Origin of the sequence: Xanthomonas sp. CFBP 8443 (assembly GCF_025666195.1) — a bacterium.
Lineage (GTDB): Bacteria > Pseudomonadota > Gammaproteobacteria > Xanthomonadales > Xanthomonadaceae > Xanthomonas_A.
Window position 1 is genome coordinate 1,970,825 of the sequence record NZ_CP102592.1, and the last position, 22,648, is coordinate 1,993,472.

General features: G+C 69.8%; 8 protein-coding genes. All 8 read left to right on the forward strand.

What is annotated here, in order from left to right:
• Window positions 1-213: 213 nt before the first annotated feature.
• The gene (locus NUG20_RS08470; RefSeq protein ID WP_263397912.1) at window positions 214-3,048 is read left to right on the forward strand and encodes a TonB-dependent receptor domain-containing protein; all 2,835 of its coding nucleotides are present in this window, start codon (window positions 214-216) and stop codon (window positions 3,046-3,048) included.
• A gap of 95 nt (window positions 3,049-3,143) precedes the next feature.
• Complete coding sequence (locus tag NUG20_RS08475) at window positions 3,144-7,376, forward strand: Ig-like domain-containing protein (RefSeq protein ID WP_263398422.1); 4,233 nt, start codon at window positions 3,144-3,146, stop codon at window positions 7,374-7,376.
• The gene (locus NUG20_RS08480) at window positions 7,373-8,962 is read left to right on the forward strand and encodes a family 43 glycosylhydrolase (RefSeq protein WP_263397913.1); all 1,590 of its coding nucleotides are present in this window, start codon (window positions 7,373-7,375) and stop codon (window positions 8,960-8,962) included. The genes NUG20_RS08475 and NUG20_RS08480 overlap by 4 nt, the downstream gene beginning before the upstream one ends.
• A gap of 14 nt (window positions 8,963-8,976) precedes the next feature.
• A complete protein-coding gene (locus tag NUG20_RS08485) occupies window positions 8,977-11,316 on the forward strand; it encodes a S9 family peptidase (protein WP_263397914.1) in 2,340 nt (779 codons plus the stop codon).
• A gap of 381 nt (window positions 11,317-11,697) precedes the next feature.
• Window positions 11,698-14,607, forward strand: a complete 2,910-nt coding sequence (locus NUG20_RS08490; RefSeq protein ID WP_263397915.1) for a TonB-dependent receptor plug domain-containing protein — start codon at window positions 11,698-11,700, stop codon at window positions 14,605-14,607.
• Between the two features lie 216 nt (window positions 14,608-14,823).
• Complete coding sequence (locus NUG20_RS08495) at window positions 14,824-17,244, forward strand: glycoside hydrolase family 127 protein (RefSeq protein WP_263397916.1); 2,421 nt, start codon at window positions 14,824-14,826, stop codon at window positions 17,242-17,244.
• A 56-nt stretch (window positions 17,245-17,300) separates the two neighbouring features.
• Window positions 17,301-18,887 (forward strand): glycoside hydrolase family 27 protein, encoded by a 1,587-nt coding sequence (locus NUG20_RS08500; RefSeq protein ID WP_263397917.1) that lies wholly within the window; start codon window positions 17,301-17,303, stop codon window positions 18,885-18,887.
• 630 nt (window positions 18,888-19,517) lie between these two features.
• Window positions 19,518-22,406 (forward strand): TonB-dependent receptor, encoded by a 2,889-nt coding sequence (locus NUG20_RS08505; protein WP_263397918.1) that lies wholly within the window; start codon window positions 19,518-19,520, stop codon window positions 22,404-22,406.
• The last annotated feature ends 242 nt before the right edge of the window (window positions 22,407-22,648 follow it).

The window sequence follows — 22,648 nt, forward strand, 5'->3', positions numbered from 1 at the left end:
TGAAATCTCCGGGGGAGATTCCTGCACGAAGTAGCCGGACGCAACGCGTCGTCGTACGCGTCGCCGCGGGCGCGGCGGTGGGACCCTCCACCTGCCGTCGCGCCCGCGGACGTCCTTTCCGTACCCGCCACCGACCACTGGCGATGGGGACGGCCGCCCGGGGATGGGCGCCGACCTCGCCGATCGCCATGCCTCGCCGCCCAGGAGATTCCGATGTCGTCTTTGTCCCAACGCGTTGCGCCGCTTTTCCCGTCGTCATGGCGCCGCGTGCAGCGGCCAGGTCCGCTGGCGGCGGCGATCTGCAGCGCACTGGCGGTCGCCGCGGTGGCGCCGTGCGCGCTGGCGCAGGAGGCCGCCGCCGCCGATCCGGCGGCGACCACGCTGGAACGGGTCAGCGTGACCGGCAGCCACATCCGCCGCGTCGATGCGGAAACCGCCAGCCCGGTGATCACCATCGACCGGCAGCGGATCGAGGACAGCGGCCAGAACACGCTCGGGCAACTGCTGCAGCAGCTGCCGGCGATGGCCGGCAACATGCCCAACATCTCACTCAACTCCGGCTTCAGCCACGGCCGCGCGCTGGTGTCGCTGCGCAACCTCGGCGCCGAGCGCACCCTGGTGCTGGTCAACGGCCACCGCATGGCCGGCCCGGCCAGCAGCGTCTCCGCCGCGCCCGGCGTGGACATCAACGCGATCCCGGCGGCGATGGTCGAGCGCATCGAAGTGCTGACCGACGGCGCCTCCTCGGTGTACGGCTCCGACGCCATCGCCGGCGTGGTCAACATCATCCTCAAGGACAAGTACGACGGCGCCGCGGCGACCGTCGACTACGGCCAGAGCACCCATGGCGACGGCAACCGCCGCACGCTGGGCGTGGAGTGGGGCAAGACCTGGGAGCGCGGCGGGCTGATCCTGGGCCTGAGCCGCAGCTCGATGAACGCGCTGTACGACGAAGACCGCAGCTACGCCAAGACCGCGGTGAACTACCTCAACGGGCAGGTGGTGGAACGCCGCGGCAACGGCACCCGCGCCTTCCTCAGCGACGGCAGCGTGCTGACCCCGAACAGCAACCTGGCGCCCGGCGCGGTCGACGCCGGCGACTTCCACACCTACAGCCAGGCGGTCGAGGGCTACAACTCCTACACCGGGCAGTACCTGATCACCCCGGTGGAGCGCACCAATTTCTCCGCCCACGCCAGCTTCGATTTCACTCCGGACGTGCAGGGCTACCTGGACATGTTCTGGACCCGCAGCAAGACCACCTCGCAACTGACCGCCTTCGGCCTGGAGCTGCCCAACGCCGCGCAGAACTACTACAACCCGTTCGGCAGCGACCTGTCGCGCTACCTGCTGCGCTCGGTGCCGGCCAACACCCGCGTCTACTCCTCGACCATGACCCAGACCAACATCGTGGCCGGGTTGCGCGGCAAGTTCTCCGACAGCAGCTGGCAATGGGACGCGGCGGCCGGCTATGCGCGCTACAAGGACACCCTGGTGCGCAACGGCTTCTCGATCACCTCGGCGCTGAACAACGCGGCCGGCGCCTCGTTCCTGGACAGCGACGGCGTGGTCAAGTGCGGCACGCCCGGCAACGTGATCGCCGGCTGTACCCCGATCAACGTGTTCAACCCGGACGATCCGGCCACCATCGCCGGGATCAAGGCCACCCAGAGCGCGGTCGACCTGATCGACGAAAGCACGATGAAGTTCGCCGAGGCCAGCGTCAACGGCGACCTGTTCAAGATGCCGGCGGGAATGGTGCAGGCCGCGTTCGGGCTGTCGTTGCGCAAGAACGATTTCTCGCAGGGCACCAGCAATCCGGTCGCCGCCGCCGATGCGGGCGGCAGCTGCGACTACAACGACGGCTGCATCATGAACCAGGGCCACGACGAGACCATCAAGGAGGCCTATGCCGAAGTGCTGATCCCGCTGCTCAAGGATCTGCCCGGCGCACAGGCGCTGAACCTCAACCTGGGCACGCGCTATTCCAAGTACGACTACTGGGGCAACACCACCAACAGCAAGATCGCGCTGGAATGGCGGCCGATCGACAACCTGCTGATCCGCGCCACCGGCTCGGAAGTGTTCCGCGCGCCGGCGCTGGGCGACCTGTACGGTTCGCCGTTCAACGCGGTGATCGATGCCAGCGGCGACTTCACCGATCCGTGCGCCGGCTACACCGGCAGCGGCAATGCCGCGGCCTGCGCCAACGTGCCCACCGACGGCAGCTTCGTCAACACCTCCTCGTTCACCGTGCTGACCACCGGCTCGGCCAACGCCGGCTTCAAGATCAAGCCCGAGCAGGGCCGTTCCTACAACCTCGGCGCGGTCTACGATCCGGGTTGGGCGGACGGCCTGTCGTTGAACCTGGACAGCTGGCGGGTCACGCTCGACGACATGATCAACGGTTCCGGCCTGGACCAGGTGCTGCAGAACTGCTACGACGGGCAGAGCGCGTATTGCCCGCTGATCCAGCGCAACGCCAGCGGGCAGCTGGTCAGCGTCACCGTGCCGTTCGCGATCAACAGCGGCAAGGTCGATATCCGCGGCTACGACATCGGCATCAAGTACGCGCTGCGCGACACCGCCTGGGGCAGCTTCCAGGCCGGCGTCGACGCCACCTTCCTGTCCAGCTACAAGTTCAGCGGCGACGACCACAACTACGTCGGCGAGACCTCCAGCTACGGCAACATGCCGCGCTGGCGCGCCAGCTTCAACCTGGGCTGGGACAACGGGCCGTGGCACGCCAGCTGGAACACGCGCCTGCTCGGCCCGACCACGGTCGGCAGTGCCTACGAGGACTTCTGCGTGAACACCGCCGCCGACGGCAGCTGCGTGTACTTCCGCGTCGGCACGGTGACCTACCACGACGCCTCGCTGAGCCGGAAGTTCGAGAGCCTGCACACCACGCTGTCGGCCGGCGTCAACAACCTCGGCGACCGCAAGCCGCCGCAGTACTACGGCTATGCCAGCGCGGCCAACACCGATGCGTTCACCTACGACACGTTGGGGCGGTATTTCTGGGCGCGGCTCAGGACCGAGTTTTGAGGCTGGCGGCAAGCGGCGGCAAGGCCGCCTCAGGCTGGCGGCGCCGCGCCGCAGTGGCACTGACCGCGGCGCTGTTCGGCGCCGCGGTCGCCACGGTGGCGGCCGCGGCAAGCGACGGCGAAGGATTGCAGGACAGCAACGCCACGCTCGGCTATCCGCGCTTCAAGGGCGATGCGCAGCCACTGCCGGACAATGGCGTGGCCTTCGCCCCGGGCGGCCATCTGCGGCGGGTGTTCGCCGCGGACCTGGCGGCCGGCGCCGGCAGCGCGCCCGGCAAGGATTTCTGGATCGACCGCATGCTCGCGCGCAGCGGCACCGGCGGCGGCTTCGACGACAGCAACAACTGGCTGTTCAGCCGCGGCCGCGCCGCGTACATGTACACGCACGCGCCGCAGCAGCCGGGCTTCGTCGGCGACGTCGCCTACGCGCACAAGACCGGCCACGACGCGTTGTTCCGGCTGCAGCTCGAGCGCGACGGCACGCCATTGCAGCTGGTCGAGGACAGCGCGCAGCGGCGGCAGACGCCGAGCTACTTCAGCAGCGTCTACACGGATGCCGCCGCGGGCGTGCGGCTGCGCCTGGTCAAGTTCATCAGCGAGCAGAACGTGGCCGTGGCCGAGGCCACGCTATCCAGCAGCGACGGCGTGGCGCGGACGCTGACCCTGCGCGCGACCTCGCCGATGGCCACGCATGCCGACGGCGCCGAACTCACCGGCGCGTTCGTCACCCATAACGCGATCACCACGGTGTTCCCGCGGTTGTCCGGCGACGGCTTCGCGGTCGACGGCGGCTCCATCGCGCGCCGCGTGACAGTGCCGGCGCGCGGCGAGGCGGCCACGCTGAAGGTGCAGCTCGGGCTGGTCACGCGCGAGTTGCCGGCATCGCTGCAGGAATACCGGCGCATCGCCGCGCAGTCGCCGCAGCAGGCTTACAGCGAACACGTCGTCGCCTACAACCGCTGGTGGGCCGACAACCTGCCATACCTGGACACGCCCGAGGACAACATCGACAAGACGTTGTTCTACCGCTGGTGGCTGCTGCGCTTCAATTTCCTCGACGCCGCGGTGCCCGGCAACGACTACCAGTTCCCGGTGGCGATCGAAGGCGTGCTCGGCTACGACAACGCGATCGTGCTGACCACCGGCATGTTCATCGACGACCTCAAGTACCTGCGCGATCCCAGCTATGCCTACGGCTCCTGGCTGGGCGCCGGCGAGACCGCCGGCGGCGGCAAGTACGTGGACAACCCCGGCGCGCCGGAGAACTGGTCCAATTCCTACGCCCAGTACCTCAGCGCCGCCGCCTGGCGCGCCTACCAACTGCACGGTGGGCCGCCGGCGGTGGCCGCGCAACTGGCGCGCTACGCCAGCGCCGACGTGGACGCGCTGCTGCGCGCCTACGACCGCAACGGCAACGGCCTGATCGAGTACGACTGGGCGGCGATGACCGGCAACGACGCCGACGCGGTCTCCTTCGACTGGGCCAAGCAGCACGGCCAGGCGCGCATGGACCGCAGCGAGAGCGCCTACGTCTACGCCAATGCGCTGGCCGCGGCGCAGGCCGCGCAACTGGCCGGCGACAGCGCCACCGCGACGCGGATGCAGGCGCTGGCGGCGAAGATCCGCAGCGCCGTGCTCGCCGTGCTGTGGCAGGACCGCAGCGCGGGCGCGGACGGCATGGGCGTGCATGGCGACCTGCTGAAGCAGCGCCAGGCCGACGGTGCGCGGTTGCCGGTGGACTGGAAGGAGACCAACAACTACTACCCGTTCAGCGTCGGCCTGATGCCGAAGCAGGGCGAGGCCGACTACGACCCGAAGTATGTCCGCGCGCTGCGCCTGTTCGCCGACGCGCGGCAGTACCCGCTGTTCCCGTTCTACACCGCCAACCAGGCTGACCAGCAGGCGCGCGGCGACGGTGGCAGCAACAACTTCTCGGTGATCAATTCCACCGTGGCGTTCCGCCTGCTGGGCAGCGCCTTGCGCGACTATCCCAGCCCGTACCTGGACGCGAGCAGCTATCGCAAGCTGCTGTACTGGAACGCCTGGGCGCACTACATCGACGGCGACAACCGCTATCCGGACCAGAACGAGTTCTGGGCCCAGGGCAGCGCCGCCGACGGCGGCCGCATCGGCTACCGCTCGTGGATCCACCACACCCAGCTCGGCGCGACCAACTTCACCGTGATCGAGGACGCGATGGGGCTGCGCGCGCGCAGCGACGGCAGGATCGAACTGTTTCCGATCGACATCGGCTGGGACCACTTCGCCGCCGACGCGCTGCGCTACCGCGACCGCGACCTGAGCATCGTCTGGGATCGTGACGGCCGCCACTACGGTGGCGCGGTGCCCAAGGGCTATTCGGTGTATCTGGACGGGAAGCTCGCGTTCACCGTCGATCGCCTGGCGCACGTGATCTACGACCCGGCCAGCGGCCAGGTACAGGCGGCGCCGGACGCGGTCAATGCCGATGCCGCGCAGGTGCGGGTGCTGGCTGCGCACGCGCGTGCGCTGCAGACGCCGGAGCAGGTGCGCTTCGCCGCCGATGCGCGCATCGCCGCCGTGCTGGCCGACGCCGGCGTGGACACGGCGTTGCCGGCTTCGGCGCGCAACCTCGCGCAGGGCGCGACGGTAAGCGCCAGCTACGCCGCCGACGGCTTCCCGGCCACTGCGGCGGTGGACGGCAGCACCGCCAACGAACCGTTCTGGGGCAGCGCCGGCTCGCCGTCGCGCAGCGACTGGATCGAACTCGACCTGGGCCGACCGCAACTGCTGGACGACGTGCGCCTGTATTTCTACCGCAGCTCCTCGCCGCCCGGCGAACAGCACGGCTTTGCCTCCGGCACCCGCGCCGGCTATGCGCCGCCGTGGCTGTACGCGCTGCAGTATTTCGACGGTCGCGAGTGGAAGGCCGTGCCCGGCCAGGTGCGCGATGCGCCGATCGCGCAGGGCAACCGCAACCGCGTGCGCTTCCCGGCGCTGCGCGTGCAGCGGCTGCGCGTGTTGGTCACGCATGCCGGCGCGCTGCGCACCGGCATCAAGGAAATCCAGGCCTACGCCAGTGGCGCGACGCTGCCGACGACCCGCGCCAACCAGGCGCCGCAGGTCGAGGCCTGGCAGGAGGACGGCGCCGGCGGCGGTGCGCTGCGCCTGGTCGGCCGGGTCGGCGACGACGCGTTGCCGAACGGCACGCTGGCGCTGCACTGGCGCGTGCTGCAGGCAGCGCCTGGGGGCGCGGCGATCTTCGAGGACCCGCAGGCGGCGAGCACCAGCGTGCGCTTCACCGCGCCCGGCGCCTATACGTTGCGGCTGCAGGCCGACGACGGCGCGTTGCAGGGCCATGCCGACGTGGCCGTGGTCGCCGCGGCGTTGCCCGCCGGGCAGGGGTTGCAGGTGCAGGGCGAGGCCGAGGCCAGCGCGCAGGTCACCGCCGGCCATCATCGGCTGCAGGCGCTCAACGACGGGCTGCTGCCCGAGCCTGGCCAGGCGCCGGCGCCGGACCGGCGCTGGGGCAGCTGGGGCCGCGCGCAACCGGCCTCGGTGTGGGTGCAGTATCAATGGCCGCAACCGCAGCGGGTGAACGCGGCGGCGCTGTACTTCTGGGACGACCAGCCGCAGGGCGGGGTGGCGCCGCCGCGCGCGTGGAAGCTGCAGTACCGCGACGGCGAGCAGTGGCGCGATATCGCGGTGCGCGGCGGCTATGCAGTCGCCGCGCGCGGCGCACCCAGCCGCGTGGCGTTCGCGCCGGTGACCACCACCGCCTTGCGTGCGGTGCTGGACACCGCCGCGCAGGGAGACCGCCACGCCGCGGTCGGCCTGGACGAGTGGCAGGTATTCGCCGAACGCGCCGACAGCACCGAGCCGGTCGACGTGCGCGTGGCGCCGGGGCAGATGCCCGCGTTGCCGCAACGCATCGCCGGCTATTTCGCCGACGGCAGCTGGGCGTGGCTGGGCGTGCGCTGGCCGCAGCTCGAACCGGCCGCGCTGGCCGGCGAAGGCCGCGTGCAGCTGCAGGGCCTGGCCGACGGCGGCGTGCCGGTCGCCGCCAGCATCTGGGTGCGCGCCAGTGCGCCAGGGCAGATCAACACCGTGCAGGCGCCGCCGCCGGTGCATGTGCGGGCCGGGCAGGTGCCGGCGCTGCCGGAGTACGTCAACGTGCAATACAACGATGGTTCGCGCGAACGCGTGCCGGTGCAGTGGCCGTCGCTGGCGCCGGCCGCGTCCGCCGCGCCGGGCAACGCCAGCATCGTCGGCAGCGTGCAAGGGCGCGGCGGCAGCGGGCAGCTGCCGGTGCGGCTGCAGATCGTGGTCGATGCGGCGGTGGCGCCATGAGCCTGCGCCGCGCTGGGCTCGGCTGGACGTGGCTGTTGCTGGCCGCCGGTGTGGCGTCCGCCGCCGGCGCACAGGCGGCACCGGCGGACGCGCGCAGCGTGCACGCCGCCGGCAATCCGATCCTGGCCGACGGCCGCGACTATTCCGCAGATCCGGCGCCACTGGTCGCCGACGGCAAGCTCTACATCATCGCCGGCCGCGACGAGGCGCCGCCGGACGTCAACGACTTCGTGATGCGCCGCTGGCAGTTGCTGGCCACCGACGACGTCGGCAGCGGCCGCTGGACCCACTATCCGTCGCTGCTGCGCCCGGAGCAGGTATTCGCCTGGGCCGTGGCGGGCCGCGCCTACGCCGCGCAGATCGTGCAGGGGCCGGACCGGCGCTACTACCTGTACGCACCGGTCCACGAGAAGCATTCGCCCAACGCCGATCCGTTCGCGATCGGCGTGGCGGTCGCCGACAGCCCGCTGGGGCCGTGGCGCGACGCGCATCCGCAAGGACCGATCCTGTCGCAGTCGCTGCCGGTCAGGAACACCATCCAGAACATCGACCCGACCGTGCTGGTCGACGACGACGGCCGCGTGTATCTGTACTGGGGCACTTTCGGCAAACTGTTCGGCATCGAACTGGAACGCGACATGGTCACGCCCAAGGGCGAGGCGGTGGCGGTCACCACGCTGGACGGCTATTTCGAAGCGCCATGGCTGTTCAAGCGCAACGGCACCTACTACCTGGCCTATGCCGGCAACCGCGCCGGGCCGGATTCGGAATGCACGCCGGCGCTCTACCACGCCTGCATCGCCTACGGCACGGCGCCGTCGCCGCTGGGGCCGTGGACCTACCGCGGGGTGATCCTGCCGCCGGTGTCCTCCACTACCTCGCATCCGGGCATCGTCGACTTCAAGGGCCAGTGGTATCTGGTCTACCACACCGCCGACGCCAAGGGCGGCGGCCACTTCCGGCGCAGCGTGGCGATCGACCGGCTGCAGTGGGACGACACGCAGCGGCCGGCGCGGATCCGCCCGGTGCAGGCCACGCGCCGGGCGCAGCCGCCGCTGCCGCCGCAGCGCAATGTCGCCCGTTTCGCCCAGGCCAGCGCTTCCAACGGCCCGGACATCCCGCACCAGTACTGGATCGCCGCGCTCAACGACGGCGTGGTCAAGCGCAACCCGCTGCCGCCGCAGATGTGGGGCAGCTGGAGCGCGCACAATCCGCCGCAGCAGTGGATCCAGTACAGCTGGGCGCAGCCGGTGGCGCTGGAGCGCAGCCGCATCGTGTTCTGGGCCGACCACGCGCCCGGCGCGAACGAAGGCGTGGCGCCGCCGGCGCGCTGGCGCCTGGAATACCGCAAGGACGGACAGTGGCTGCCGTTGGCGCAGGCGGCGCACGCGCCGGTCGCCGACCGCGTGCAGACGCTGCGCTTCGCGCCGGTGACCACGCGCTGCGTGCGCGCGGTGTTCGATGCGTCCGGCGCCGACGGCCGCTACGCCGCCGTGGCGGTGCAGGAGTGGGAAATGTGGGCCACGCGTGCGCAGCGCCTGGCGCCGGCCGAGGCGGCGGCTGCGCAACAGTGCGACGATCGTTGAAAAGGAGCGCGGCAATGCAGAGGGATCGTGGTCATCGCATCGGGCGACAGGCGTGGCTGCTGGGCGCGCCGCCGCGTGCGGTGGCAGCGCTGCTGCTGGCACTCGCGCTGGCGCCGTGCGCGCTGGCGGCGCCGGGCGCGGACGACTACCAGCGTGCGCAGGCACTGAGTCGCCGCTACGAGGCGCTGGTCGATCGCGAACCGTCGCAACCGGTGTGGCTGGACGCCGGGCATTTCCTGTATCGGCGTTCGCTCGCGCGCGCCGGCGCCGCACCGGCGATCGAATACCGGCGCGCGGCCGTGGACAGCGGCAGCAACGAACTCGCCTTCGACCACGTGCGGCTGGCGGCGGCGCTGTCCGCAAGTGGCGGGCAGCCGGTCGATGCGACGGCGTTGCAGTTGTCCGAAGTAACGCTGAGCGAGCGCCAGTTGGACTTCGAGCGCGATCGCGTGCGCTGGCGCTGCGCCTTGCCGGACTACCGCTGCATGCGCAGCGACCTGGGCGCGCGAGAACCCGATTCCTACGACATGAGCATCCCGCTGAAGCAGGGCCCGGCGCATGCGCAGGCCTCGCCGGACGGCAAGTGGCGGGCCTGGGTCGAAGCCGGCAACGTGGTGGTCGCGGCGACGGCCGGCGGCGCGCCCTTTGCGCTCAGCCACGACGGCAGCGCGGCCGGGTACTACGCGGTGGACAGCTTCGCCTGGTCGCCGGACTCGACCCGGCTGGTCGCCTACCGGGTCACGCCGGCGCCGCCGCGCACGGTGTACTACATCGAGTCGGCGCCCTCCGACCAACTGCAGCCGAAGCTGCACCAGCAGGCCTACGCCAAGCCCGGCGATCCGCTGCCGGTGCTGCGGCCGGTGCTGTTCGACCTGGCCTCGCGCCGCGCGCAGGCGGTGCCGGCGACGCTGTTCCCGAATGCGTTCACCCTGGGCTGGCCGCAGTGGCGCCGCGACGGCAGCGGCTTCACCTTCGAGTACAACGAACGCGGCCATCAGCGCTACCGGGTCATCGAGGCGGACGGGCGCAGCGCGCAGGCGCGCACGCTGATCGAGGAAACCTCGCCGACCTTCATCGAATACAGCGCGCTCAGCGGCGACGGCGGCAAGTACTACCGGCACGACTTCGCCGACGGCGCGCGCACCTTGTGGGCGTCCGAGCGCGACGGCTGGGAGCATCTGTACCTGTACGACACGCGCAGCGACGCCGCGCCGCGCCAGGTCACCCGCGGCGAGTGGGTGGTGCGCAAGGTCGATCGCGTCGACGAGGCGGCGCAGCAGGTGTACTTCACCGCCTCCGGCATGCTCCCGGGCGAGGACCCGTACTACCAGCACGCCTACCGCATCGGCCTGGACGGCCGCGGCCTGACCGCGCTGACCCCGGCGCCGGCCGATCACCAGGTGGTCTATTCGCCCGACGGGCGCTGGCTGCTCGACCTGTATTCGCGCGTGGATCTGGGGCCGGTGCTGGAACTGCGCCGCAGCGACGACGGCGCGCTGGTGCGGGAGGTCGAGCGCACCGACCTGTCGCGGCTGCTCGCCGCCGGCTGGGTGCCGCCGCTGCCGCTGCATGCGCCCGGCCGCGACGGCAAGACCGAGATCTGGGGCGTGATCCATCGTCCGCAGGGGTTGGATCCGCAGCGCCGCTACCGCGTGGTCGAGAACATCTATGCCGGCCCGCACGGCGCGTTCGTGCCCAAGCGCTTCAGCGCACGCGTGCCGGCGCTGACCGCGCTCGGCTTCGCCGTGGCGCAGATCGACGGCATGGGCACCAACAACCGCTCGCGCGCGTTCCACGACGTGGCCTGGCGCAACCTCAAGGACGCCGGTTTTCCCGATCGCATCGTCTGGCATCGCGCCGCCGCGGCGCAGTATCCGTGGTACGCGATCGAGCAGGGCGTGGGCATCTACGGCACCTCCGCCGGCGGCCAGAGCGCGCTCGGCGCGTTGCTGTTCCATCCCGAGTTCTATGCCGCCGCGGTGGCCAATTCCGGCTGCCACGACAACCGCATGGACAAGATCTGGTGGAACGAGCAGTGGATGGGCTGGCCGATCGGGCCGTGGTATTCGGCCTCGTCCAATGTGGACAACGCCTGGCGCCTGCAAGGGCATCTGCTGCTGGTGACCGGCGACATGGATCAGAACGTGGATCCGGCCAGCACCTTCCAGGTCGCCGATCGCCTGATCAAGGCCGGCAAGGATTTCGATCTGCTGGTGGTGCCGGGCGGCGACCACGGCGCCGGCGGCGCGTACGGCCAGCGCCGGCTGCTGGATTTCTTCGTGCGCTGGCTGCAGCAGGCGCCGACGCCGGACTGGAACCGCCAGGCGGCGGCGCCGACAGCGGTCGCGCACTGACGGTGATGCGCATGCGGCATGCGGAAGTCGCCGCGTGGCGACGACCGCGATCGGCTGCGACATATCGACAAATTTCCACATCAAAGGCGACGTTTTTCCACAAGACGCTGCGCCTGCAAGCGTGAAACCCTGCAAGTGCGCTGCGCAGTGACGCGCAACGCATTCTGCGCCGTGCGGGGAAGCACGGCCTCCATCGATCGATGCAGGTTCCCGCCGCCTTGGGCCACGGGGACGTGGCGTCGTGCGGCCTGGATTTTTCGTGCAGGCCGACCAACCGAGAGACACGCCATGCGCCAGGTTCGCTTGCCTTCCCTCCGTCCAGCTTCTTCCTGTCGCGATCGCCGCCGGCAAGGGCGCAGCCTGTTGTGCGGCGCGATCGCCATGGCCTTGCTGGTGGCGCTACCCGCCGCGGCGCAGGACGCTGCCAAGGCGCCCGATAAGGCAACCGCTGCCGCCGATGGCGGCGACACCGCCGCCGACGCCAAGACCCTGGACAGCGTGGTCGTCACCGGCTCGCGCATCCGCCGCAACGATGCGCTGGACGGCCCGACGCCGCTGACCGTGATCGGCGCCGAGCAGATTCGCGCCGCCGGCTATACCGAGATCGCCGACGTGGTGAACCAGCTGCCGAGCCTGGCGCTGACCCAGACCAGCCAGACCGGCAACCTGGCCGGCAATCCCGGCATCAACGCGCTGGACCTGCGCGGCATGGGCACGCAACGCACGCTGGTGCTGGTCGACGGCCGCCGCCAGGTGCCGGCGATTCCCGGCACCTCGGCGGTGGACGTCAGCAACATCCCCTCCAGCCTGGTCGAGCGCGTGGAAGTCATCACCGGCGGCGCCTCGGCGCTGTACGGCGCCGACGCGGTCACCGGCGTGGCCAACTTCATCCTGAAGAAAGACTTCCAGGGCGTGGACGCCAGCGCCCGCTATGGCGCGTCCAGCCGCGGCGACATGCGCAGCACCAGCATCGACGCGCTGTTCGGCCGCAATTTCGCCGACAACCGCGGCAACGTCACCGTGTACGGTTTCTACGAACGCGAGCCCGATTCGGTGTCCGGCCAGGACCGGCCGTGGACCGCGATGGGCTATCCGATGTACACGCGCAACAACCGCAACCAGCGCTACTGGATCTCCGACAAAAACCGCAACATCAACAACGCCGAGGATGCGCAGCTGATCCTGGGCGGGCGCCACTATGCGATGACCGCCGACGGGCGCCTGCGCGCGCCGGTGCTGGGACCGGGCGGCTACGTCAACGCCGCACCGCTGAGCCTGGCCAATCCGGTCGACGCGCTGGGCAGCCTGCTCACCGACGGCGGCGAGTACGGCGGCCGCTACGACTCGTGGTACCTGTCGGTGCCGTCGGACCGCTTCTCCAGCCGCGCCACGTTCAATTTCGATTTCAGCGACAGCCTGCGCCTGTTCGCCAACGTCGGCTATTCGCAGAACAGTTCGCGCTCGGCCTGGCGCGCGCTGAGCGCGTTCGGCAGCGAGGCGGTGCCGGCCGACAGCCCGTTCATCACCGACGAGATGCGCGCGGCCAACGGCGGCACGATCACCGACGGCGTGTACTTCGCGCGGCACTTCGACGACGAACTGGGGCAGGGCGGCAGCGAATACCGGCGCCGGCTGTTCCAGGGCGTGGTCGGGCTGGAGGGCGACTTCAGCCTGGGCGGGCGGGCGTGGAACTACGCGGCGTACTACTCCTACGGCCGCACCCGGCAGCGCAACCGCGACATCGACACGGTGGCCTACGACCGCTACTACCTGGCGGTCGATTCCACCACCGCCGCCGACGGCAGCGCGATCTGCCGCAGTACGCTCGACGACCCGGGCAACGGCTGCGTGCCGTTGAACCCGTTCAAGCGGCTGACCGCCGAGGAGATCGGCTACCTGCGCTACGACTCGGACTGGGCCACCACCACGATGACCCAGCAGGTGCTGTCGGCCTATGCCTCCGGCGGCATCTTCGACCTGCCCGGCGGCGAGGCGCAGATCGTGTTCGGCGGCGAGTACCGCAAGGAGCGCAACGACATCGGCGCGATCGCCCAGTACGACCCGGCCAACCCGGCCTACGACGCCACCCTCGGCACCACCCAGCTGCCGTTGCGCGGGCAGTACGACGTCAAGGAGCTGTACAGCGAACTGCACCTGCCGCTGCTGGCCGGCAAGCCGTTCGCCGAGCGGCTGGGCGTGGACGCGGCGGTACGCGTGTCCGACTACAACACCGCCGGCCGCACCGTCACCAACAAGTTCGGCATCGACTGGTCGCCGATCCGCGACATCACCCTGCGCGGCACCTACGGCAAGGCGGTGCGCGCGCCCAACATCGGCGAGCTGTACACCGCCAGCAGCATCGGCGGCATGTGGATCACCGACCCGTGCAACACCTACAACCTGCGCTATCGCACCGACCGCAGCCAGTACGCAGCGGCCAACTGCGCGCAGCTCAACCCGTCCGACAAGGACACCTACTGGCTGTACCGCGACATCATCACCAAGGGCAACCTGGACCTGGGCAACGAGACCGCCAAGACCCGCACCGTCGGCGTGGTGCTGCGGCCGCGCTTCCTGGAGGATTTCTCGCTGTCGGTGGACTACTACAACATCGATCTGCGCGGCGCGATCGATTCGTTCCCGGCGCAGACCATCATCAACAAGTGCGTCGACGCGCCGACCCTGGACAACCAGTTCTGTTCGTTCGTCGGCCGCGACGCCGGCGGCAATCTGCTCGACGTGATCACGCAGAAGCTGAACCTGTCGCGCTACCTGACCCGCGGCGTCGATTTCGCCGCGCAATACCGCTACGACCTGGCCGGACTCTGGGGCCAGAACGCCGGCGCGCTGTCGTTCGACCTCAACTACACGCGCCTGATCCGCCAGGACTACACCCTGGATCCGGACCAGCCGGAAGACGTCACCCGCTTCGCCGGCGTGTTCGGCTCGCCGCAGTGGAAGGGCGTGCTGCGCAGCACCTGGTCCAACCAGCATGCCGGCGCGACCTGGTCGCTGCGGCACATCGCCAAGATGCGCACCAGCACCCAGATCACCGACACCGACTACCAGAAGGTCTGGACCGGCAACGTGTTCTACAGCGACGTGTCCGGCTACTACCGGCTCAAGTCGGGGCTGGAACTGTTCGGCGGCATCACCAACGCATTCGACCGCGCGCCGCCGCGGGTGCCGGGCGCGGAGGCCGGTGGCGCCAATTTCGAACTCGGCTACCACGCCGGCGTGTACGACGTGATCGGGCGGATGTACTACGGCGGGATCCGCCTGGCGCTGTGACGACCGCCTGCCGCCCGCGCCATTCGGCACAAATCCGCATGTCTGCGCAGCCGTGGCGACAAGACGCGATGACGTATCGATGACACAGTGGCGACAACCCGTCCTGTTGTGGCCGCGGCCGGGCCTGCCTGCCGCCGCCACGTGCAAAGGAGCAAGCGCTATGTATTGCCATGTTTTCTCGCCGCGTCCCGAGGCCGTCCAGCAGAGCGGTGCCCGATGAGTCCGGGTTCGGGTCATGTCCATACGGCGCAGTGCGCGCACGCCGCCGCCGCCGATGCGGCGGCGCTGGATCCATCGCGCCGCCGCTTCCTGCAATGGAGCGCGCTGGCGATGGCCGCCGGGTTGCTGCGCTTCCCGCTGGATGCGGCCGCATCCAGCGCCGGGCGCGTGCAGGCGTTACCGCTGCAGCAGGTCACGCTCAAACCCTCGCTGTTCCTGGATTCGCTGCAGACCAATCGCCGCTACCTGATGGAGCTCGAACCGGACCGGCTGCTGCACAATTTCCTGCAGTACGCGGGGCTGCCGCCGAAGGGTGCGGTCTACGGCGGCTGGGAAGGCGACACCATCGCCGGCCACACCCTTGGCCACTACCTCAGCGCGCTGGCCAAGATGCATGCGCAGACCCGCGACGCCGAGCTGCGCAAGCGCATCGACTACATCGTCGCCGAACTGGCGCGCGCGCAGGCGAAGGACGCGGACGGCTACGTCGGCGGCTTCACCCGCAAGAACGACAAGGGCGAGATCGAGGGCGGCAAGGCGGTCATGGAGGACGTGCGCCGCGGCATCATCAAGGGCAGCAAGTTCAACCTCAACGGCAGCTGGTCGCCGCTGTACACCCAGCACAAGCTGTTCGCCGGCCTGCTCGATGCGCATGCGCTGGCCGGCAACGCCCAGGCGCTGGCGGTGCTGGTGCCGATGGCCGGCTATTTCGCCGGCGTGTTCGACGCGCTCGACCATGCGCAGATGCAGAGCTTGCTGGACACCGAGTTCGGCGGCCTCAACGAGTCCTACATCGAACTGGGCGCGCGCACCGGCGACGCACGCTGGATCGCGATCGGCAAGCGCCTGCGCCACGAGAAGGTGATCGACCCGGCGGCGGCCGGCCGCGACGCGCTGCCGCACATCCACGCCAATACCCAGGTGCCCAAGTTCATCGGCGAGGCGCGCCAGTTCGAGGTCGCCGGCGACGCCGATGCCGCCGCCGCGGCGCGCTTCTTCTGGGAAACCGTGACCGCGCACTACAGCTACGTGATCGGCGGCAACGCCGACCGCGAGTACTTCCAGGAACCGGACACCATCGCCGCGTTCCTGACCGAGCAGACCTGCGAGCACTGCAACAGCTACAACATGCTCAAGCTGACCCGGCACCTGTACCAGTGGACGCCGCAGGCGCGCTACTTCGACTACTACGAACGCACCCTGCACAACCACGTCATGGCCGCGCAGCATCCGGGCACGGGCATGTTCACCTACATGACGCCGATGATCAGCGGCGGCGAGCGCGGCTTCTCCGACAAGTTCGACTCGTTCTGGTGCTGCGTCGGCAGCGGCATGGAAGCGCACGCGCAGTTCGGCGATTCGATCTACTGGCAGGACGCTTCGGCGCTGTACGTCAACCTGTACATCCCTTCCACCCTGGACTGGCCCGAGCGCGACCTGGCGCTGGAACTGGACAGCGGCGTGCCGGACAACGGCAAGGTGCGGCTGCAGCTGCGCCGCGCCGGCGCGCGCACGCCGCGGCGCCTGCTGCTGCGGCTGCCGGCCTGGTGCCAGGGCCGCTATACCGTACGTCTCAACGGCAAGGCCCAGCGCGGCACGCTGGCCGACGGCTACCTGGCGCTGGAGCGCGACTGGCGCAGCGGCGACGTGATCGAACTGGACCTGGCCACGCCGCTGCGCCTGGAGCACGCCGCCGGCGATGCCGACACGGTGGTGGTGATGCGCGGTCCGCTGGCGCTGGCCGCCGACCTCGGTCCGGTCGCCGAACCCTACGATGCGCCGGACCCGGCGCTGGTGGCGACCGCCGACCCGCTGGCCGGCTTCGCCGAACTGCCGCAGTCCGGGCATTTCCTGGCCAGCAGCACGCAGCCGCAGGGGCTGACCTTCGTGCCGTTCTACGCGCAGTACGAACGCCGCAGCGCTCTGTACTTCAAGCGCATGGCGCCGGCGCAGTGGGCGCAGGAGGCGGCGCGGCGCACCCGCCAGCAGGCCGAGCGCGCGGCGCTGCAGGCCAGTGCGGTGGACATGATCCAGTTCGGCGACGAGGCCTCCGAGCAGGCGCACAAGCTGCGCAGCGACACCTCCTTCGGCGGCGCCTACCGCCGCCAGCAGTGCCGCGACGTGCGCGGCAAGGGCTTCGTCGAATTCCAGATGCGCGGCAGCGCACAGCCGCTGGCGTTGCGCCTGCGCTTCTGGGGCAGCGACAAGGGCCGCTTCAACATCCTGGTCAACGGCAAGCTGGCGGTGGAGGTGCAGGTGGAGCGCGGGCAGGTGATCGACTTCGTCGACCGCGACTATCCGCTACCGCCGGCGCTGACCCGCGATGCGGCGCAGCTGACGCTGCGCATCGAGCCGCAGCACGGCGACACCGCCGGGCCGTTGTTCGGCGGCTGGTTGATCCCGGCCGCGAGCGCATGAGCGCTGCCGCAGCGCACGCGCGCGGCGCTGGCCTGGTTCCCCGCCAGGAGCCAGCGATGGCCGCGCGCTCCGCTTTCTGCGCTCGCCGCTGGCTATGGCACGGCCTGCTCGCGCTCGCCGCCGTTGGCAGCGGCGGCTGCGCACATGCGCTGTCCCAGGCCGCGGCGGCGCGTTCGGCGAACCCGTTGCACGGCATCTGGGTGATCGACCAGGGCCCATCGTTCCCCGGCCCGCGCTACCTGCGCATCGCCGAGCGCGATGGCCGACCGCACGGCAGCATCACCACCGACTGGTACGGCGACGTGCCGATGCAGCAGTTGCTCATCGACGGCGGCGTGGCCCGTTTCCAGATCGACAACGGCAATCCGCGGCTGCCGGCGCAGCCGTGGACCGCGACCCTGGAGGACGGCCAGCTGCACGTGGCCGGCCGCATCTGGGACGAGCAGGTCGACGTGCGCGCGCGCCGCGGCAGCGAGGCCGATGCGGCGCGGCTGGCATTCCCCGTCACGCCGCTGCCGGACTACGCGGCGTTGCCGAGCGACGGCCTGGCGCGGACCCCGCCGCTGGGCTGGAGCAGCTGGAACCGGTTCGCCGAACATATCGACGACGCCACCGTGCGCCAGATCGCCGACGCGATGGTCGCGTCCGGACTGCGCGATGCCGGCTACGTGTACGTCAACATCGACGACGGCTGGCAGGGCGAGCGCGACCGCGACGGCGTGCTGCAGCCGAACGCGCGCTTCCCCGACATGCGCGCACTGGCCGACTACGTGCACGGCAAAGGCCTCAAGCTCGGCCTGTACAGTTCGCCCGGGCCGAAGACCTGCGCCGGCTACGCCGGCAGCTACGGCCACGTCGAACAGGACGCGCGCACCTGGGCCGGCTGGGGCATCGACTACGTCAAGTACGACCTGTGCTCGGGCGAAGGCATCTTCCGCGATCCGCAGCAGGTGCGCCGCGCCTACCTGCAGATGGGCCAGGCGCTGCGCGCGACCGGACGGCCGATCGTCTACAGCCTGTGCCAGTACGGCCGCGACCACGTCGGCCAATGGGGGCGCGAGGTCGGCGGCCATCTGTGGCGGACCACCGGCGACATCGAGGACAGCTACGCGAAGATGGCCTCGATCGGCTTCGACCGCAACGGCGATCCCGCCGACGCCGGGCCGGGCGGCTGGAACGATCCGGACATGCTCGAGGTCGGCAACGGCGGCATGAGCGTGGACGAGTACCGCACGCACATGGCGTTGTGGGCGCTGTCGGCGGCGCCGCTGCTGCTGGGCAACGATCTGCGGCAGATGACGCCGGCGACGCTGGCGATCCTGCGCAACCGCGAGGTGCTGGCGATCGACCAGGATGCGCTGGGCGTGCAGGGCAGGGCGGTGCGCAAGGACGGCGCGATCGAGATCTGGCGCAAGCCGCTGGCCGACGGCGGCGTCGCGCTGGGCGTATTCAACCGCGATACGCAGCCGCAGCAGGTGATGCTGACGGCCGACGACGCCGGCACCGCGTTGCACGGACGCCGTTGGCGCGATCTGTGGCGCGGCCGTTCGCAGGCGGCCGAGCGACTGCGCAGCGTGCAGGTCGCCGCGCATGGCGTGGTGTTGCTGCGGTTGTCGCCGCCGCCGGCCGTACGCGCGCACTGAGCGCACGGGCGGCGGCACGCGTGGCGGCGCATGCCGCCCGCCGCGCATGCGACCACGCTCGCGCTTCGATCGCCATCTGGTCCGATGCCGAAAGTCCGCTACGCGCGCATCGCAACGCTGCCGGGGTGACTGGCGCTATGCCGAGTTGCATCAAGCAAAGCTCTGCCGCGCATAACCATCATGTCGCGTGTGCAGCAGCCCGCATGCGCGGCGGGCAAGCAAGCAACGCGCCGGATGGTCACGACCATGCATTATTCCGCATGCAGAGCCGCTAATTGCGACAAGACGCAGGCTCCACTTCCGGGCACATTGTGACCACGTCGTTAAAACGTGATGACCTGGCTGTTTCTTCGGCCGACACGCCGGCGTGCGGGACAGGACCCGCCGCTGCCGTTCGCCCTCCATCTGCAATACCGGGGATCCGCGCGCACCGCGTTGCGCGAAGGACATCGAGCATCCCCGCCGTTGCGTCCGTTCTTGCATAGACCGGGCGCGGGAAACGCAGTTGCTGGCGGCGCTGGAAGCGTCGCGCTCGTTGCATCAACCGTCCGCTGGCGCAGAGCCGGCGCGGATCCGTTCGGCCATTCGTTTTCGTCCATGCCCCGTGTCGCCATCGCTCAGGAGATTCCCATGTCGTTTCCACACGCAAACCCTTCCTCGCATCGCAACGCACCGGTGCCGCAGCCGCTGGCGCTGGCGGTGATCGCCGCGCTGTCGCTGGGCGCGTCGTGGTCGGCGCTGGCGCAGGAGGCGGACGCGGACGGCGGCAAGACCCAGACCCTGGACAGCATCGTGGTCACCGGCTCGCGCCTGCGCCGCGTCGACACCGAAACCGCCAATCCGGTGGTGACCATCAGCCGCGCGCAGATCGAGGCCACCGGCAAGGCCACGCTCGGCGATCTGGTGCAGGAACTGCCCTCGATCGCCGGCAACGCGACCAATCCCAACACCAACAACGGCGGCGGTACCGGCGCCTCGACCATCTCGCTGCGCGGCCTCGGCGACAAGCGCACACTGATCCTGGTCAACGGCACGCGCCTGGCCAGCAACGACGTCAACGCGATCCCGGCGACGATGATCGAGCGGGTGGAAGTGCTCAGCGACGGCGCCTCGGCGGTGTACGGCTCCGACGCGATCGGTGGCGTGGTCAACTTCATCCTGCGCAAGAGTTTCGACGGCATCGAGGCCAGCACCGATTTCGGCACCAGCTCGCGCAGCGACGGCAACCGCCGCAACTTCTCGCTGACCGCCGGCAAGACCTGGGACCGCGGCAGCGTGATCGCCGGCGTGTCCTACCACGACATCGATCCGGTGTCGGCCGGCGCGCGTGGCTACTCCAAGGATGCGCTGTCGCTGATCGGCGGCGTGCCGGTCAAGCAGGGCTCCTCGGCCACGCCGACCGGCAGCATCAGCTTCAACGACGGCTCGGCCCAGGCCAGGGCGCTGGCGGCCAGCAACGGCTGCTCGCGCGTCACCTTCAATGGCGGCAGCAGCAGCCCGACCGATCCCAGCCAGTACCACTGCTACGTCGCCTCCACCGATTCCTACAACTACCAGCCGTACAACCTGCTGCAGACCCCGCAGGAGCGCACCAACGCCTTCGTGATCGGCAGCTTCCGCTTCAACGATCACCTGGAAGGCTACGTCAACAGCTACTTCAGCAAGACCAGCTCGGCCTCGATCATCGCGCCGATCCCGATCTTCTCCAACGGCGACAACTTCCTGGTGTCCTCGGCCAGCTACTACAACCCGTTCGGGCTGAACTTCGGCACCGACCGCAGCGCCGGCCAGTCCTACAACGACTTCAACAGCCGCGCCACCGTGCTCGGCAATCGCCGCTACGAGTACAACACCTACAATTTCCAGATCAATCCGGGCCTGCGCGGCAGCTTCGGCGACAGCTCGTGGCAGTGGGACGCCAGCATCAACTACGGCAAGGTCAAGCAGAAATCGATCAACAACGGGTTCCTCGACTACGCCGGGTTCAACGCCGCGGTCGGCCCCTCGTTCCTGGACAGCGACGGCACGGTCAAGTGCGGCAGCGCCGGCGCGGCGATCGCCGGCTGTACCCCGATCGACATCTTCAACCTCAACAGCCCCAACAACCTTGCCGCGCTGCAGGCATTGGTGGTCAACCCGATCGTCACCAGCGTGTACCGGGTCAAGCAGTTCGAGGCCAACGCCAACGGCAACCTGTTCGAGCTGCCGGCCGGCACCGTGAGCCTGGCCGCCGGCGTGTCCTACCGCAAGGAGAGCACCTCCACCGCCGCCGACGCGCTGTGGACGGGCGACGAGAACGGCCTGTGCGGGGTGATCGAATACTGCGCCACCGTGCTCGGCGGCAGTTTCAGCGTCAAGGAGGCCTATGCCGAGGCGCTGTTCCCGCTGCTGTCGGAACTGCCGCTGGTGCATTCGCTGAACTTGACCGTGGGCAGCCGCTTCTCCGACTACGACTCGGTCGGCAGCAAGACCAACAGCAAGGTTGCGCTGGAATGGCGCCCGATCGAGAACCTGCTGTTGCGCGGCACCGTCTCGCAGGTGTTCCGTGCGCCCAACATCAATGAACTGTATTCCGGCGTGGTCGGCGATTCGGCCACGGTCAACGATCCCTGCAACGGCTACACCGGCGGCCACGAGGGCGCCTGCGCCAACGTGCCCACCGACGGCAGCTACCAGCAGGCGGACAACCAGATCGGGGCCAAGGCCTCGGGTGCGGTGGTGGCCGGCTACCAGCTCAAGCCGGAGACCGGCAAGTCCTACGATTTCGGCGTGGTCTACGATCCGGGCTGGCTGGACGGGCTGTCGATCAGCGCCGACGTGTGGCGCATCGATCTCAACGACACCATCACCACCGTGTCGGCGCAGACCGTGTTCAACCAGTGCTACGCCAACTCGGGCAGCGCGTTCTGCGCGCTGATCCACCGCAACGACAACGGCACCATCAACTACGTCGCCGAACCCACGGTCAACCTCGGCAAGCTGTGGGCGCGCGGCGCCGACTTCAGCCTCAACTACCGCCTGCCGGACACCGCCTGGGGCAGCTTCAACGCCGGCCTCAACGGCACCTACACCATCCGCTACGACGTCAACCCGGACAGCACCGACCCTAACACCGTCACCATCCACAACGCCGGCAAGTACACCCAGGCCTACGGCAACTTCCCGCGCTGGCGCGCGCTCGGCACCCTGGGCTGGAATCTCGGCAACTGGAGCGCCAACTACCGCATGCGCTACATCGGCGCCACCGAGATCGGCAGCGCCGACGCGCGGCAGAACCTGTCGGCCGACGTCGGCGAGCCCGGGGTGGTGCGCGGCATCGGCGCCTACGTCTATCACAGCGCGCAAGTGGGTTACCAGTTCGCGCAGTGGCGCACCCGCGTCGAACTCGGCGTGGACAACCTCACCGACAAGCAGCCGCCGCTGTACTACGCCAACAACGTCGGCAACGCCAACACCGACGTGGCCACCTACGACCTGCTCGGCCGCTACTACTGGGCGCGGGCGACGGTGAAGTTCTAGGCCTGCTGTCGTCCAGTCCGAACCAGGACGTGCGGACGCCGTTCCCGGTCGGCGTCTGCACGCGGGCTTCGATGTCGTAGTGCGCGATCCTGGCGGCAGCCCGTACATGGCTGCCGCCGGTGCGGACAGATCCTGGGGTGCTGTGGAACGATCGCCAAGGCGTGGCGATCAGCGCTCATGACGTCGGCCTACTGCGCGACTGTGACGGCGCCGACGACTGATACGGCGAGTACCAGACTGCC